This is a genomic window from Streptomyces sp. NPDC093071 (genome assembly GCF_044754545.1).
Lineage (GTDB): Bacteria > Actinomycetota > Actinomycetes > Streptomycetales > Streptomycetaceae > Streptomyces.
Window position 1 is genome coordinate 231,701 of the sequence record NZ_JBIVPH010000001.1, and the last position, 15,423, is coordinate 247,123.

The 15,423-nt window shown below is 72.4% G+C and carries 10 protein-coding genes; 6 read left to right on the forward strand and 4 right to left on the reverse strand.

The window, feature by feature from the left end; genetic code table 11:
- The first annotated feature begins 69 nt into the window (after positions 1-69).
- The 4 genes from ACIQD7_RS00915 (at position 70) to ACIQD7_RS00930 (ending at position 3,260) form a co-directional block, all read left to right on the forward strand.
- On the forward strand, positions 70-795 hold the full coding sequence (locus tag ACIQD7_RS00915) for a (Fe-S)-binding protein (RefSeq protein WP_402438188.1): 726 nt from the start codon (positions 70-72) through the stop codon (positions 793-795).
- On the forward strand, positions 792-2,237 hold the full coding sequence (locus ACIQD7_RS00920; protein ID WP_402438190.1) for a lactate utilization protein B: 1,446 nt from the start codon (positions 792-794) through the stop codon (positions 2,235-2,237). Before ACIQD7_RS00915 ends, ACIQD7_RS00920 begins: the two co-directional genes overlap by 4 nt.
- Positions 2,234-2,869, forward strand: coding sequence for a lactate utilization protein C (locus tag ACIQD7_RS00925; protein WP_399760363.1), 636 nt, complete (start codon positions 2,234-2,236; stop codon positions 2,867-2,869). The genes ACIQD7_RS00920 and ACIQD7_RS00925 overlap by 4 nt, the downstream gene beginning before the upstream one ends.
- Positions 2,870-3,002: 133 nt before the next feature.
- Positions 3,003-3,260 carry a hypothetical protein gene (locus tag ACIQD7_RS00930; RefSeq protein ID WP_121827913.1) on the forward strand — a complete coding sequence of 86 codons (258 nt, stop codon included), beginning with the start codon at positions 3,003-3,005 and terminating at the stop codon, positions 3,258-3,260.
- A gap of 160 nt (positions 3,261-3,420) precedes the next feature.
- Here the strand turns inward: ACIQD7_RS00930 and ACIQD7_RS00935 are convergent, their stop codons facing one another.
- The gene (locus ACIQD7_RS00935; protein WP_402438194.1) at positions 3,421-5,382 is read right to left on the reverse strand and encodes an acyl-CoA dehydrogenase; all 1,962 of its coding nucleotides are present in this window, start codon (positions 5,380-5,382) and stop codon (positions 3,421-3,423) included.
- Positions 5,383-5,440: 58 nt separating this feature from the next.
- A complete protein-coding gene (locus ACIQD7_RS00940) occupies positions 5,441-5,923 on the reverse strand; it encodes a DedA family protein (protein ID WP_402438197.1) in 483 nt (160 codons plus the stop codon).
- Positions 5,924-6,347: 424 nt separating this feature from the next.
- On the opposite strand from ACIQD7_RS00940, the gene ACIQD7_RS00945 reads away from it, so the two are divergent.
- Entirely contained in the window at positions 6,348-7,475 is a 1,128-nt protein-coding gene (locus tag ACIQD7_RS00945; protein WP_402438200.1) for a glutamate--cysteine ligase, read from the forward strand.
- Between the two features lie 54 nt (positions 7,476-7,529).
- On the opposite strand, the gene ACIQD7_RS00950 is transcribed toward ACIQD7_RS00945, so the two are convergent.
- Together ACIQD7_RS00950 and ACIQD7_RS00955 are read right to left on the reverse strand one after the other, a co-directional pair.
- A complete protein-coding gene (locus tag ACIQD7_RS00950) occupies positions 7,530-9,302 on the reverse strand; it encodes a ThuA domain-containing protein (RefSeq protein WP_402438203.1) in 1,773 nt (590 codons plus the stop codon).
- Between the two features lie 44 nt (positions 9,303-9,346).
- The gene (locus tag ACIQD7_RS00955) at positions 9,347-12,238 is read right to left on the reverse strand and encodes a carbohydrate-binding protein (protein WP_402438206.1); all 2,892 of its coding nucleotides are present in this window, start codon (positions 12,236-12,238) and stop codon (positions 9,347-9,349) included.
- Positions 12,239-12,911: 673 nt separating this feature from the next.
- On the opposite strand from ACIQD7_RS00955, the gene ACIQD7_RS00960 reads away from it, so the two are divergent.
- Complete coding sequence (locus tag ACIQD7_RS00960) at positions 12,912-15,242, forward strand: ricin-type beta-trefoil lectin domain protein (protein WP_402439660.1); 2,331 nt, start codon at positions 12,912-12,914, stop codon at positions 15,240-15,242.
- Positions 15,243-15,423 lie beyond the last annotated feature (181 nt).

Sequence of the window (15,423 nt, forward strand, 5' to 3'; positions counted from 1 at the left end):
ACCGTGCCGGTCCCGTACCCGCCCGGGACGCGGCCACCGCCCGAACCGGACCGTCCCCGAGGAACCGTGATGCGCGTCGCCCTCTTCGTCACCTGCGTCAACGACGCCGTCTTCCCCTCGACGGGCGTGGCCACGGTCCGGCTCCTCGAACGGCTCGGCGTGGAGGTCGACTTCCCGGCCGCGCAGACCTGCTGCGGGCAGCCGCAGTTCAACACCGGCTACCGCGCGGAGACCGCGCCCCTCGTACGGCGCACGGTGCGGGCCTTCGCGGGGTACGACCACGTCGTCACCCCGTCCGGCTCGTGCGCGGCCATGGTCCGGCACCACTACGGCGCGTTCGGCGCGGAGGTGCCGGGAGCGGCGGACCTGGCGCCGCGCGTGTACGAGCTGACGGAGTTCCTGGTGGACGTGCTCGGCGTGACGGACGTCGGCGCGTACTTCCCGCACCGGGTCACGTACCACCCCTCCTGCCACGGACTGCGCCTGCTCGGTCTGGGGGACCGGCCGCGCCGGCTGCTCGACGCCGTCGAGGGGCTGGACCTCGTGGAGCTGCCGGGTGCGGAGGAGTGCTGCGGTTTCGGCGGCACCTTCGCGGTGAAGAACCCCGACGTCTCGGCGGCCATGGGCGCCGACAAGATCGCGAACGCCCTGTCCACGGGCGCGGGGGTGTTGTGCGGCGCGGACAACTCCTGTCTGCTGCACCTGGGCGGGATGCTGAGCAGACGGGAGGCGCCGCTGCGCGCGCTGCACCTGGCGGAGATCCTGGCGAGCACGGAAGAGGAGCCCTGGCGATGAGCGGTGACGAGAGGACGTCCGCACCGACGCCGGCCTTCGTGGGGATGCCGGCCTTCCCGGAGGCGGCGCGGAAGGCGGTCGGCGACGCGACCCTGCGGGCCAACCTCCGGCACGCCACCCGCACGATCCGGGACAAGCGGGCGCGGGCGGTGGCCGAACTCGACGACTGGGCCGCCCTGCGCGAGGCCGGGAAGCGGATCAAGGACGAGACGCTCCGTCACCTCGACACGCACCTCCTGCGGTTGGAGGAGGCGGTGACGGCGGCGGGCGGCACCGTGCACTGGGCGGAGGACGCGGCCGAGGCGAACCGGATCGTCACCGACCTCGTACGGGCCACCGGCGAGCGCGAGGTCGTCAAGGTCAAGTCGATGGCCACGCAGGAGATCGGCCTCAACGAGCACCTGGAGGCCGAGGGGATCGCCGCGTACGAGACGGACCTCGCGGAGCTGATCGTGCAGCTCGGTGAGGACCGGCCCTCCCACATCCTGGTCCCGGCCATCCACCGCAACCGGGGCGAGATCCGCGACATCTTCCGCGACCGGATGGCGCGTTGGGGCCGCCCGGCGCCGGAGGGGCTGAGCGACGCCCCGGCCGAGCTCGCGGAGGCGGCCCGGCTGCACCTGCGGGAGAAGTTCCTGCGGGCCAGGGTCGGGATCTCGGGGGCGAACTTCATGGTCGCCGAGACCGGCACCCTGGTCGTGGTGGAGTCCGAGGGCAACGGCCGCATGTGCCTCACCCTGCCCGAGACCCTGATCTCGGTCGTCGGGATCGAGAAGGTGGTGCCGACCTGGCGGGACCTGGAGGTCTTCCTCCAGACCCTGCCCCGCTCCTCGACGGCCGAGCGGATGAACCCGTACACGTCGACGTGGACCGGCACCACCGACGGCGACGGACCGGACGCCTTCCACCTCGTCCTGCTCGACAACGGCCGCACCGCCGCCCTCGCCGACGAGGTGGGACGCCAGGCCCTGCGCTGCATCCGCTGCTCGGCCTGCCTGAACGTCTGCCCGGTGTACGAGCGGGCCGGCGGGCACGCGTACGGCTCGGTCTACCCCGGACCCATCGGCGCGATCCTCACCCCGCAGCTCCGGGGCACGGCGAGCGGGATCGACGCCTCCCTGCCGTACGCCTCCTCGCTCTGCGGCGCCTGCTACGAGGTGTGCCCGGTCGCCATCGACATCCCCGAGGTCCTGGTCCACCTGCGGGGAAAGGTCGCGGACCAAGGCGGCCACCGCCTGGAGAAGGCCGCGGTCAAGGCCTCCGCCTGGGTCCTCGACCACCCGGGTGTGCTGGCCGCCGGGGAGCGCCTCGCCTCCCGCACCCGTGCGCTGCACCCCCGGCGGGCGCCGGGACCGGGGGCCCGTCAGTGGAGCGAGAGCCGGGACCTGCCGGAGATGCCCGCCGAACCGTTCCGCGACTGGTGGAGGAAGAACCGCACATGACCGACTCACGCGCGCGCGTGCTCGCCCGGATCCGCGCCGCCGTCGCGGACGCGCCCGAGCCGCCCGCCGTCGCCCGCGACTACCGGACGAGCCACACCGCCGAGGACCCGGCGGGCCTCCTGGACCTGCTCCACGAGAACCTCGCCGATTACCGGGCCCACGTCCACCGCACCGGACCGGACGGCCTGGCGGAGCTGATCGCCCGGATCCTGGCGGAGCGCGGCGCCGGCAGCGTCGTCGTTCCGCCCGGACTGCCCGCCGGGTGGCTCGCCGCCACGGAGGCCGTCCGGCGGACCGACGAGCCCCGGCTGACCCCGTACGAGCTGGACGGCGTCGACGCCGTGGTGACGGGGTGCGCGGTGGCGGTCGCCGAGACCGGCACGCTCGTCCTCGACGGCGGTCCCGGGCAGGGCCGCCGCGCCCTCACCCTCGTCCCCGACCTGCACCTGTGCGTGGTCCGGGCCCCGGAGCAGGTCGTCGCCTCGGTCCCCCTGGCGCTCCCCCGGCTCGACCCGGCACGGCCGCTGACCTGGATCTCGGGCCCGTCCGCGACGAGCGACATCGAGCTCGACCGGGTCGAGGGCGTGCACGGGCCCCGCACCCTGGAGGTGATCCTGGTGACGGACGCCTGACGGGCCCGCTCGGCCCGCGTTTTCCCCCTCCTCACCAAGTCGCCGTGTCAGCACGGAACTTCGGGGTACCCGGGTGGAGGGCCGGTCCACCTCCGGATCAGCTCTCCAGGTGATCGTCCCGAAGGAGTGGAACATGACGACGCAGTACGACAACCGTCCGACCGGTCAGCAGACCCGCGGGACGACCGGCAACGTGATGAGCATCATCGCGATCGTGCTGGGCGTGATCTCGCTGGTCTTCTTCCCCATCGTGTTCGGCGTGATCGGCGTGATCCTCGCCGTCGTCGCCAAGTTCGTCCGCCACGAGCGGCTCGCCACCGTCGCCCTCGTGGTCAGCACCGCAGGCCTGGTCGGCGGCCTGATCCTCGGTGCCGTCGTCGCGAGCGCGTGACGCTCGTGGCCTCGTGACGCTCGTGGCCTCGTGACCCGACGGTCCGAGGACCCGTGCCGAAACCGTCCCGGCCGGTGGTCGCACCCCACATGTACAAGGGGTACGACCACCGGCCGGGACGGTTTCGCGTCCGTACGGCCCGGTGGCCGGGCGCGCCGGGTCAGCCGAGCAGGTCGGGCGCGCGCAGCACCTCGGGCGGGACGCCCCAGGCGTCGACCAGGTCGACGGCGAGGGGGCGGACCTTGCGGCAGAGGTCGTTCACCTCGCGGGTGAGGGCCTTGGAGCGCTGGACGGTGAGCCGGCCGTGCTCCATGAACCAGGCCCGGTCCGCCTCGATCGTCGAGAGGGCGAACAGGTCGCAGAGCAGGCCGAGCGCGTCCTTGTTGCCTCCCTCCGGCATCGCCCGCACCCTGTCGACGAACGCTTCGAGCACCAGCCGTTCGACGTGTGCGCGGGCGAGCGCGATGACGTGGTCCTGGACGGAAGAGAAGACGGCGCCGGGGTCGCGCTTCTGGTCGATGCCGCGCTTGAGCCGCCGGGCCACCCCGGCGAGCATGTGCTCCTCGCGGTAGCGGACCATGGCGAGCTGGTACTCCGGGTCGAGCAGCCCGGCCTCCCGGTCCCACTCGTCACCGCCGGGCAGCAGGTCCCGCACTCGTTCGAGCAGCTTGTGGGCCGAGGTCCGCTCCATGACCGTCTCGACGGCGAGACCGGTGACGTAGCGGACCATGCCGAGCTGGTCGAGGTCCTCGAACTCGCTCGCGTGGTCGGTGAGCAGGCCCTTGGCCACGAGCTGGAGCAGGACGTGGTTGTCGCCCTCGAAGGTGGTGAAGACGTCGCTGTCGGCCTTGAGGGCGGCGAACCGGTTGACGGCGAGGTAGCCCGCGCCGCCGCACGCCTCGCGGCACTCCTGGACGGTCCGGGTGGCGTGCCAGGTGCCGAGCGCCTTGGTTCCGGCGGCCCGCGACTCCAGGCGCCGCCGGGCCTGCGGGTCGTCCTCGGCGCCGGAGAAGACCTCGTGCAGCTGGGTCCGTACGACGTCCTGCGCGAAGTGCAGCGCGTAGGTGCGCGCGACGAGGGGCAGCAGCCGGCGCTGGTGGAGGCCGTAGTCGAGGAGGAGCTGCTCCTCCTCGCCCGGGGACGCGTCGAACTGCCTGCGGCGTACGGCGTACTTCACGGCGATCGTCAGGGCGACCTTGGCGACGTTGACCCCGGCGCCGCCGACGCTGACCCGGCCCTGCACCAGGGTGCCGAGCATGGTGAAGAAGCGGCGGTTGGGGTTCTCGATCGGGCTCGTGTAAACGCCCTCGGGGCTGACGTCGGCGAACCGGTTGAGCAGCGCCTCGCGCGGCACCCGTACGCCGTCGAACCGGATGCGGCCGTTGTCGACGCCGTTGAGGCCCATCTTGCGCCCGTCGTCCTCGATGTGGACGCCGGGCGCGACCTCGCCGCCGGCCCGGACGGGCACGAGGAACGCGTGCACGCCCTCGGAGGCGCCGCCCACCTCCAGCTGGGCGAAGACGACGGCGAGTTCGGCGTGGCGGGCCGCGTTGCCGATGTAGTCCTTGCGCGCCCCGTCGTCGGGGGTGGTGATGACGAACTCCCGGGTCTCGGCGTCGTACCTGGCGACGGTGGCGAGCGCCTGGACGTTGGAGCCGTGACCGGTCTCGGTCATCGCGAAGGACCCCATCAGGCGGCCGGTGATCAGGTCCGGGAGATGGGCCGCGTGGTGGCGCTCGGTGCCCAGGTGCAGGATCGCGCCGCCGAAGAGCCCGAACTGCACGCCGGTCTTCACGAGGACCGACAGGTCGCCGAAGGCCAGCGTCTCGAACGCGGCGATCGAGGCCCCGACGTCACCGCCCCCGCCGTATTCGCCGGGGAAGCCCATGCCGGTCTGTCCCGTCGCGGCCATGCCGACCACGATCTCGCGCACCCGCTCGCGGAACGCGTCGATGCCGAGTTCCTCGGCCTCTTCGAGGACGGAGGCGTACGTGACCAGGTTGGTCCGGACGAGGTCGCGGATCGCGGCGTACTCGCCGTCGAGCAGCCCGGCCAGTGCCGGGACGTCGATCTCGGGCTGCGCGTAGCCGCTCTCGGAGGGGGATGCGTTGTCGGTGGCCATGCCCCTTCGCTACCCCGGCCCGGGACGATCAAGCGGTGCGACCGGGTGCCCGGCCCGCTCAGGCCTCCTCGGCCGCCGCGTCCCGGGGGGCCTTCGCGGTGCGGCGCCTGCGGTGGAGCACCACGCCGCCGACCACGAGGAGCAGGGCGGCGACCGCGGCGACCCCGAGGGCCGTCCGCTCGGCGAACAGCCTCCCCAGGACTTCGAGCGCCCCGATCCCGACGGTCGCGTAGAGCAGCGCCCAGGCCGCTCCCCCCACGAAGAGGGCGGGGAGGTAGCGCGGCAGGGGCATCCGCATACTGCCGGCGAGGAAGTTGGCGGCGGTCTGGAAGCCGACGGTCAGGAAGGAGACGGCCACCACGGGCGCGCCCCAGCGCTGGATCGCGCGCTCCGCGCGCAGGAACTTGGCCGAGGAGATCCGTCCGCCGAACCTGCTGCGCCGGGCACCGGCACCGGCGAGCCAGCCGACGGCGAACGTCCCTCCGGCCCGGAGGAGGACGATGGCGTACAGGGCGGCGGCCGTGAGCGCGATCTTATCCACGGCGCCCCGTCCCGGACGCCGGGCCGGGGCGCCCGGCCTCCGTCACCCGTTCCGGGAGGCCCGCACCAGCGGGTCCGCGACGGGCGCACGCCCGGTCTCCGTCTCTCACCTGAGATCCGCCTATGCCCGTTCCGTCCTCTGCGTTCCCGCCATGACGGCCCGGGATCCGGGTCTGGCGCGAGCCGGGCTCGCCCGGCACAGCTCAGGTTAACCGAACGCTCGTACGCCGGGTACACGTCCCGGTCCCGGAGGGGGACCCGTGATCGGCGGGCGAGCGGGGCGGGGGGCATGGTTCGCGTCCGGCCGGGCAGCCGCACGGACACACCGGGCCGCCGCCGCGCAGGCGGGGCCCGCGCAGAGGATGACCAGTCGACCACAGGGAGTCGCCGTGACCGTTCGGATCGGGGTCGAGGAAGAGTTTCACGTGATCGACGCCGAAAGCGGAGAGCTCGTGCCACGGGCGGACTCCGTGCTCCGCAGGCTGGCCCGGCACGGTGACGTCTTCACCGGGGAGCTGTCCCAGTCCGTCGTGGAGTCCAACAGCGAGGTGCACTCCTCCCTCGACACCCTCTTCGCGGACCTGTCCGCGTCCCGCCGGCTGCTCGACGGGGCCGCCTCCTCCCAGGGCCTGGCGATCGCCGCGGCGGGCACCGCGCCGCTGGCCCGGCTCGGCACCGTCCCGCCGGGGTCCGATCCGCGCTACCTGCGCATGACCGGGGAGTACCGGCGGCTCGCGGACGAGCAGCTGATCTGCGGGGCGCACGTCCACGTGGACGTCCCCGACCGGGACACCGCCGTGCGCGCGATGTGCGCCGTCGCCCCCTGGCTGCCGCCGCTGCTCGCGCTCTCGGCGAGCTCGCCGTACTGGCTCGGCGCCGACACCGGCTACGCGAGCTGGCGCACCATGGTCTGGCAGCGCTGGCCCACCTCCGGCCCGCCCGGGTGCTTCCCCAGCGCGGCGGAATACGACCGGGCGGTGGACGGGCTGGTCGGCTCGGGGGTCATCAGCGATCCCGGGATGATCTACTACGACGTCCGTCCCTCGGCGCACCTGCGGACGCTGGAGCTGCGCGTCGGCGACGCCTCGCCGCGCGTCGAGACGGTGGTGCTGATCGCGGCGCTCTTCCGCGCCCTCGTGGTGGACGCGTGCGGACGGATCGCCTCCACCGGGGACCCCGGGTGCGACGGCCGGCACGAATGGCTGCGGGCCGCGACCTGGCGGGCGGCCCGGTCGGGCCTGGAGGGCGACCTGGTCGACCCCGTCACCCGGCTCGCCGCACCGGCCGCCGCGGTCGTGCACGGCATGATCCGGCGGCTGCGCCCGACGCTGGAGGAGTACGGGGACTGGGACACCGTGCGGACCCTCGCGGAGGAGGCCCTGGCCCAGGGCAGCGCCGCGCACCGCCTGCGCCGGAGGGTGGCGGAGGAGGACCTCCTCGCGGGGGTGGACCTCGTCCTGGCGGAGACCCGGGGCGAGCACCCGGCGGTGCCGGAGGGCCGCGCCGTACGCCCGGGTCCCCGGACGGGCCGTACGGCGGCGGGCGCCGCGTGAGCCGCCGTCCCGGTGGCGTGCGTCCCCCCGCACGCCACCGGGACGGGCGTCACGTCAGGGCAGGACCCACTTCTGGTTGGTTCCGGTGTGGCAGGTCCACAGGTGGACCGCCGTCCCGTCGTTCCACACGCCTCCCGAGGCGTCCAGGCACTTGCCCGACTGCGGATTGCGCACCGTGCCGTCGGCCTGGGCCGCCCACTTCTGCGCACCCGTGCCGTTGCACGTCCACAGCTGCACCTTCGTGCCGTCGGCCGAGCCGCCGCCCGACACGTCCAGGCACTTGCCGAGCGCCTTCACCGTGCCGTCGCCGGCGACCGTCCACTTCTGCGCGCCGGTGCCGTTGCAGGTCCACAGCTGGATCTTCGTGCCGTCCGCGGTCTGGGAGTTGTCGACGTCCAGGCACTTGCCGTTGACGCCCTTGACCTCGCCGGTGCGCGGTCCGGGCTGGCTTCCGCTCTGCTTGATCCGGATGTTGCGGAAGGAGACGTCGTCCCCGTCGCCGTGGTTCTGGAGGCCGATGTGTCCCTGGCGCAGACTGCGGACCGGGTCGGTGTTGGTGAAGTCGTTGATCTTGCGGCCGTTGAGGAAGATCTCCAGGCGCTCGCCGGTGACGCGGAGTTCGTACGTGTTCCACTCCCCCGGCGGGTTGAGCGCCGCGTCGCGCGCGGCGATGTCGGCGGACCGGTAGCCGTAGACGGCGCCGGTGGTGCGGTCGGCCGCGTCGGTGGCGTCGATCTGGATCTCGTAGCCGTTGTTCACCGCGGTCCACGGGTCGTCGGAGGCCGGGAAGCCGATGAACACGCCGGAGTTGTCGTCGCCCGCGGCCTTCCAGTCGAGCTTCAGGGAGTAGTCGCCGGTGAACTCCTTGCCCGCGTACCACAGCAGGCCCATGCCGCCCTGGGAGGTGAGGGTGCCGTCCGCGAGGGTGAACCCGCCCGGCCCGGCCTGGCGCCAGCCGGTGGTGGACGAGCCGTCGAACAGGGAGGTGTAGCCGGTCTCCGGGCGGCAGTCGGCCTCGGTCATGCCGGCGGCCCAGCGGATTCCGCCCAGGAGGTGCCGGCGGAAGGCGGGTTCGGCGTACGACTCGTCGGTGTGGCCGCCTCCGGTGTAGAAGGCCCGGCCGCCCTCGTAGCCCTTGCACCAGGCGATCGGGTGGTCGCCGGACATGTTCCCGCCCGAGTAGCTGGACTCGTCCAGCGCGGCGAGGACGCGGGCGGTGGCGCGCGGGTTGGTGCGGTAGTTGTACCACTCGTCGGTGCGCTGCCAGGTGCCGCCCAGGTGGGCGGTGGCGTCGTGCGCCCGGTCCTCCACCTTGACGGTGGCGGACTGAATGGCCGGGTGCGAGTGGAAGAGGGCTCCGGCGAGTCCTTCGTAGAAGGGCCAGTCGTACTCGGTGTCGGCGGCTGCGTGGACGCCGACGTATCCGCCGCCGCCGCGGACGTACTGCTCGAAGGCGGTCTGCTGGCCGGCGTTCAGCACGTCGCCGGTGGTCGACAGGAAGACGACGGCCTTGTACTGGCCGAGGTTGCCGGTCGTGAAGGCCTGGGCGTCCTCGGTGGCGTCGACGGTGAAGTTGTTCGCCGTGCCGAGGCCGCGCAGGGCCTCGATGCCGTCGTCGATCGAGGAGTGCCGGAAGCCGGCCGTCTTGGAGAAGACGAGGACCTTGTAGGCCGGGTCCGCCGCGGCGCGCGCCGCGGCGGTGGCGCCGGTCGTGGTGGCCGGGACGGCGGAGTGGCCCGGGGGCGCGGCCTGGGCCGCCGCCTGGGGGGTCAGGCAGAGCGCGGCGCCGGCCAGCAGGCCGAGAACCGCTTTCAGGGGGGTGCGCACGGAACGGTCGCCTCCTTGGTCTGTGGGTCTACGGAACTGCGGGGCTACGGCAGGGTCCACTTCTGGTTGGTTCCGGTGTGGCAGGTCCACAGGTGGACCGCCGTCCCGTCGTTCCACACGCCTCCCGAGGCGTCCAGGCACTTGCCCGACTGCGGATTGCGCACCGTGCCGTCGGCCTGGGCCGCCCACTTCTGCGCACCCGTGCCGTTGCACGTCCACAGCTGCACCTTCGTGCCGTCGGCCGAGCCGCCGCCCGACACGTCCAGGCACTTGCCGAGCGCCCTCAGCGTGCCGTCGCCGGGGAGCGTCCAGTTCTGGGCGGTGCTGCCGTTGCAGGTCCAGAGCTGGATCTTCGTACCGTCGGCGGTGCCGGCGTTGTCGACGTCCAGGCACGTGGTGTTCACGCCCTTCACCGAGCCCGAACGGGCCGCGCCGGAGGTCGTGAAGGAGAACTCGTCCACGTCGAACAGCGATCCGGCGCCGCCCTTGAAGACGAGGTACAGGGTGGTGGACCCGGCCGGACGGCCGGTGAGCGCGGTGCTCACGTCCCGGAAGGTCTCCCAGCCGCCGGTGACGGGCACGGCGACCGTGCCGAGCACGGTGCCGGTCGGGGAGCCCGCGCGCACCTCGATGGTGCCGCCCGTGCCGCCCGAGGAGATCCGGGCCGTGAACCGGTCCGCGTTCGCCAGGGCGTAGGGCCGGAAGGCGATCCAGTCGCCGTTCTCGATGTAGCCGACGGTCTTGCCGCCATGCGCGGGGGCGTGGGTGGTGATCTGGACCCCCGAGGCCTCGCTGTAGTGCTCGGCCTGGCGGTGGCTGGGCTGGGTGACGTGCTGGTCGTGCGCGGTCAGCGCGGGCTGGCCGTTCGCGCCCTTGTCGGTGTACTCGGCGTCGACGACGCCGAAGATGTTGGCGTTGGGGTCGTGCTCCCCGTCGGCCAGGGTCCGCAGGGTGCCCGTGCAGCCGGTGGCCGAGGTCTGCGGGTGTCCGTGGCTGTCGTGCCCGACGATGAAGGTGACCTTCACCCTGGAGCAGTCGATCGTGCCGTCCTCGGGGTCGGTCACCGTGACCTTGAAGGGGATCGCCGCGCCGAAGTCGTAGACGCTCCCGTCGGCGGGCAGGTCGAGGCGGACCGTGGGCGCCGTGTTCCCGACGGTGATCCGCACCGAGGCGGTCGCCGACTTCCCGGTGCTGTCGGTGACCTTGAGGGTGGCGGTGTACTGGCCGTTGGCGGCGTACGTGTGGGAGGGGTCGGCGGCGGTGGAGGTGGCGCCGTCGCCGAAGGCCCAGGCGTACGTGAGGGCGTCGCCGTCGGGGTCGGAGCTGCCCGCCGAGGAGAACGGGACGGCCAGCGGCGCCTTGCCGGAGGTGACGTCCGCCCGGGCCTGGGCGACCGGGGCGCGGCCGCCCGTGACGTGCTCGATCCGGTAGAGGGCGGAGTTCTCGTCGCCGTTGAAGTAGCCGGTGCCGTAGTCGAGGACGTAGAGGGCGCCGTCGGGCCCGAAGGCCGTGTCCATCACCTGGGTGCCGCTCCAGGGGAAGGCGTTGACCGACTGTACGGTGCCGTCTCCGGCGGCCTCGATCCGCTTGATCCACCGGCGGCCGAACTCGCCGGCGAAGAAGTCGCCGTCGTACTCCTGGGGGAACTTCACCTCGGAGGTCGAGGCGGCGTCGTAGCGGTAGACGGGGCCGCCCATGGGCGACTCGGAGCCGCCGCCGAACTCGGGGACGGAGGAGCCGTTGTACGGGATCCAGGCGGGCTGGGCGGGCGGGAGGTCGGTGAGGCCGGTGTTGCGCGGGGAGGTGTTCTTCGGGGTGGCGCAGCTGAACGCGGCGCCCGAGGTGCCGGTGGCGAAGTCGTAGTCGGTGTAGGGGTCGTTCCTGCCGGTGCAGTAGGGCCAGCCGAAGTTGCCCGCCTTGGTGATCCGGTTGAACTCGACCTGGCCCTCCGGTCCCCGGGCGGGGGACGCGGTGCCGGAGTCGGGGCCGTAGTCGCCCAGGTAGACGGTGCCGGTGGCCTTGTCGACGCTCATCCGGAAGGGGTTGCGGAAGCCCATCGCGTAGATCTCGGGGCGGGTCTTCGCGGTGCCGGGCGGGAAGAGGTTGCCGCTGGGGATCGTGTAGGAGCCGTCGGCGTTCACCTTGATCCGCAGGACCTTGCCGCGCAGGTCGTTGGTGTTGCCGGACGAACGCTGGGCGTCATAGGCGGGGTTGCGGTTCGCCCGCTCGTCGATCGGGGTGAAGCCGTCCGAGGCGAAGGGGTTGCTGTCGTCGCCGGTGGACAGGTAGAGGTTTCCGGCCGCGTCGAAGTCGATGTCGCCGCCGACGTGGCAGCACAGGCCGCGGGAGGCGGGCACGTCGAGGATCTTCTTCTCGCTGCCCGGGTCCAGGGTGCCGTCGGTCCTCAGGACGAACCGGGACAGCCGGTTGACCCCGTCGTACGGGGCGAAGTCGGCGGCCGTGCCGTCGGCGGGGGCGTCCCCGCCGGGGGTGGTGAGCCTGGGCGCGTAGTAGAGGTAGACGTGCCGGTTGGAGGAGAAACCGGGGTCCGCCGCGACGCCCTGGAGGCCCTCCTCGTCGTGGCTGTAGACCTCCACCTTGCCCGCCACGGTGGTGGTGCCCGCGGCGTCGGTCAGCCGGAGGGTGCCGTCGCGCGAGGTGTGCAGGACCGAGCGGTCCGGGAGCACGGCCAGGGTCATGGGCTCGCCCGTCTCGGCCACGCCCTTGGCGAGCGTGACCTGCTGGAACTCGGGGGCGGCCGCGGCCTTGGTCCCGGTTCCGGCCGTGCTTACGGTCCCGGCCGTGGTTCCGGTTCCGGCGTCGTGGTTCCGGTGTCCGGGCGCGGAGTTGGCCGCGGACACCGGCAGGAGACAGCCGAGGGCGCAGGCCACGGCGGTCAGCAAGAAGCGGGCGCGTCCGCGCCCGGGCGTTCTCATGCGCACAGAGGTCTCCCGACAGGGGTGTGGGGTGGTGGCAGCCTCAGCGTGCTGCCGAGGGACTACGGGCGTGCGCCGTCACGCCGTAGGGACCGGCCCGCAGCTCATGACCGGTTCATTTCAAGGAAGTTAGCGGGCTTTGTCGAAGTCCGTAACCCGCTGCGCGCGAGTTTCCGGCACTTCTTCCCTGCACGGGACAAAGTCCTCGTCATCAGGGAGCGGGAGTCGGCGGCCGTGACCGTCCGCCCGGCGAGAAGGGCGGTGATCGCTGCGGTCCGATCACTTTATGTGGGTCGAGGACAAAGTATGGACGGTGTCGGGAGAAGTCCCTACTGTGTCCGACGCGACGGTGCGGCCCCGTTCGAATCCGCCCGCAGCGCTTCCGAGTCCGGGGCGACGGCGCGTCCCGGCAGCGATGGATCCCCCACTTGCCCGATCGAGCCCTTCACGTCCCGAAGGGCCGTCAGGAGGTCACGTGCATCCACGGCTGTACTCCCCACGATCGGCCGGCCGCCTGGCCGGAACGCTCCTCGCCTCGTTGTTGACCGCCGCCCTGTCGGTCTCCCCGGCCTCACCGGCCTCCCCGACCGCTCCCCCCTCCCCCACCTCACCGGCCGCGCCGGACACCCGGGCCCCCGCGGACGACCCCTACGGCGCGAACCGGCCCGCCCGCGTGAAGGGCTCGGCCGTCCCGGCCGGTTCCACGCTCAAGGGCCGGTCCGCCGCCGAACTCCCGCCGCAGACGCCCGGGGTGACGCTCCGCGTCTTCGACGTACAGGTCCCGCTGAACAACCTCTGCGTGCTGAAGCCGGGGCAGACCCCCAACATCGACAAGCTGATGCCGGTGGTCGACTGGTCCACGCCGGCCGACTTCGGCCTGGAGACCCACTTCGTCACCCATGTCGTCGGCAACCTCGTCGTCCCGCAGACGGGCACCTACACCCTCCGCCTCGCCAGCGACGACGGCTCCCGCCTGCTGATCGACGACCAGGTGGTGATCAACCACGACGGCCTGCACGGCCCCGATCCCAAAGACGCGACCGTGAACCTGACGGCGGGCTCCCACGCCCTGCGCATCGAGCACTTCGAGCGCGACGGCGGCCAGCAGATCACGCTGTCCTGGAAGCCGCCGGGCGCCGCCGGCTTCGCCGTCGTGCCGAACTCGGCCCTGAGCACGGACGCCGACGTCGTCCGCGTGACCGCGCCGGGCCGCAAGGAGTGCGAGGGCATCGCGGACACGCCCGGCGACGGCCTGCCGCTGACCGGCGTGCACCCGAACTACACCCTCACCGACCTCCGCCCCAAGGGCTTCGAGCCGCAGGTCTCCGCGATGGACTGGCTGCCGGACGGCCGTCTGGCCGTGACCACCTGGGGCGGCAGCGACAAGACCACGGGCGAGGTCTACCTGCTCGGCAACGTCACGGGGAACACCGGCCCCGACAAGGTGACGGTGAAGAAGGTGGCCTCGGGCCTGAAGGAGCCGATGGGCCTCAAACACGTCGACGGCAAGCTCTACGTCTCCCAGAAGCACGAGCTGACCGAGCTGAACGACACCAACGGCGACGAGGTCACCGACCAGTACCGGCGGGTCGCCACCTGGCCCTTCGGCGGCAACTTCCACGAGTTCGCCTTCGGCCTCCTCTACAAGGACGGGTTCTTCTACCTGAACCTGTCGGTCTCCATCAACTACGGCGGGGCGACCACGAACCCGCAGCCGGCGCCGAACCGCGGGACCACCGTCAAGGTGAACCGGCAGACCGGCGAGATCGCGTACGTGGCCGGCGGCCTGCGCACCCCGAACGGCATCGGCTGGGGCCCCGAGGGCGGCATCTTCGTCACCGACAACCAGGGCGGCTGGCTGCCCTCGTCGAAGCTGGTGCACATCAAGCAGGACCGTTTCTTCAACCACTACATGAACCCGGCCGGCCCGTTCGACTCCCGGCCGGTGACCAAACCGGTGCTCTGGCTGCCGCAGAACGAGATCGCCAACTCCCCCAGCACCCCGCTCCAGTTGACCGAGGGACCGTTCGCCGGGCAGATGCTGTTCGGCGACGTGACGTACGGCGGCGTACAGCGCGGCTTCCTGGAGAAGGTCGGCGGCGAGTACCAGGGCGCGGTCTTCCGCCTCACCCAGGGCCTGGAGGCGGGCGTGACCCGGATCAGCGTCGGCCCGGACGGCGCGCTGTACGCGGGCGGGCTCGGCGCGGGCGGCAACTGGGGCCAGGAGGGCAAGCTCGCCTTCGGCCTGCAGAAGCTGTCCCCGAACGGCGCCAACACCTTCGACATCCGCGCGATGCGGGCCGTAGCGGGCGGCTTCGCCCTGGAGTACACCCAGCCGCTGTCGACGCAGACGGCGACCGATCTGGCCAAGCGCTACACGATCAAGCAGTGGCGTTACGCGCCGACCGCCGACTACGGCGGCCCGAAGATCGGCGAGGAGACGCTTACCGCGCAGTCGGCCACCCTCTCCGCCGACCGGAAGACGGTCACCCTGGCCATCCCCGGGCTCAAGGCCGACCGGGTGGTGCACGTCCGCTCGCCGCGCCCCTTCAGCTCGGCCACCGGGGAGACCCTGTGGAGCACCGAGGCCTGGTACACCCTCAACCGGCTGGCCGGCGGGGCGCCCACGGGGGAGATACGGGGGCTCGGCAACAAGTGCCTGGACGTCGACGACTCCCAGACCGCGGACGGCACGAAGATCCAGACGTGGGGCTGCAACGACACCGGGGCCCAGCGCTGGACGGTGTCCGGGGACGGCGCGCTGAAGGTCCTCGGCAAGTGCCTGGACGTCTCCAACGGCGGCTCGGCGGACGGCACGAAGGTCCAGTTGTGGACCTGCAACGGATCGGGCGCCCAGACCTGGCAGGCCCAGGCCGACGGCAGTCTGCGCAATCCGCAGTCCGCCAAGTGCCTGGACGTCGCGGGCGGGGCCACGGCGGACGGGACGAAGGTCCAGCTGTGGACCTGCAACGGGACGAGCGCCCAGAAGTGGGCCCTTCCCTAGCGGGCCCTTCCCTGAGGTGACAAGGGGGTGTGTGCGGGCCGTACGCCATGGCGTACGGCCCGCACACACTCCTTCTTTGTCCTGTGCGTGGGAAAAGTCGAAGCGGAACTGTGCGCAAGTTCTTCCCCTTCCGGTGGAGCACTGCTACGTTCCCCTCGAAAGCGAAGCGAGAACGAGGAGA

Excerpts from the sequence above, each read along its gene's own strand:
- ACIQD7_RS00925 (WP_399760363.1), top strand. The coding sequence starts at position 2,234 with ATGACCGACTCACGCGCGCGCGTGCTCGCCCGGATCCGCGCCGCCGTC.
- ACIQD7_RS00935 (WP_402438194.1), bottom strand. The coding sequence starts at position 5,382 with ATGGCCACCGACAACGCATCCCCCTCCGAGAGCGGCTACGCGCAGCCC.
- ACIQD7_RS00920 (WP_402438190.1), top strand. The coding sequence starts at position 792 with ATGAGCGGTGACGAGAGGACGTCCGCACCGACGCCGGCCTTCGTGGGG.
- ACIQD7_RS00955 (WP_402438206.1), bottom strand. The coding sequence starts at position 12,238 with ATGAGAACGCCCGGGCGCGGACGCGCCCGCTTCTTGCTGACCGCCGTG.
- ACIQD7_RS00915 (WP_402438188.1), top strand. The coding sequence starts at position 70 with ATGCGCGTCGCCCTCTTCGTCACCTGCGTCAACGACGCCGTCTTCCCC.
- ACIQD7_RS00930 (WP_121827913.1), top strand. The coding sequence starts at position 3,003 with ATGACGACGCAGTACGACAACCGTCCGACCGGTCAGCAGACCCGCGGG.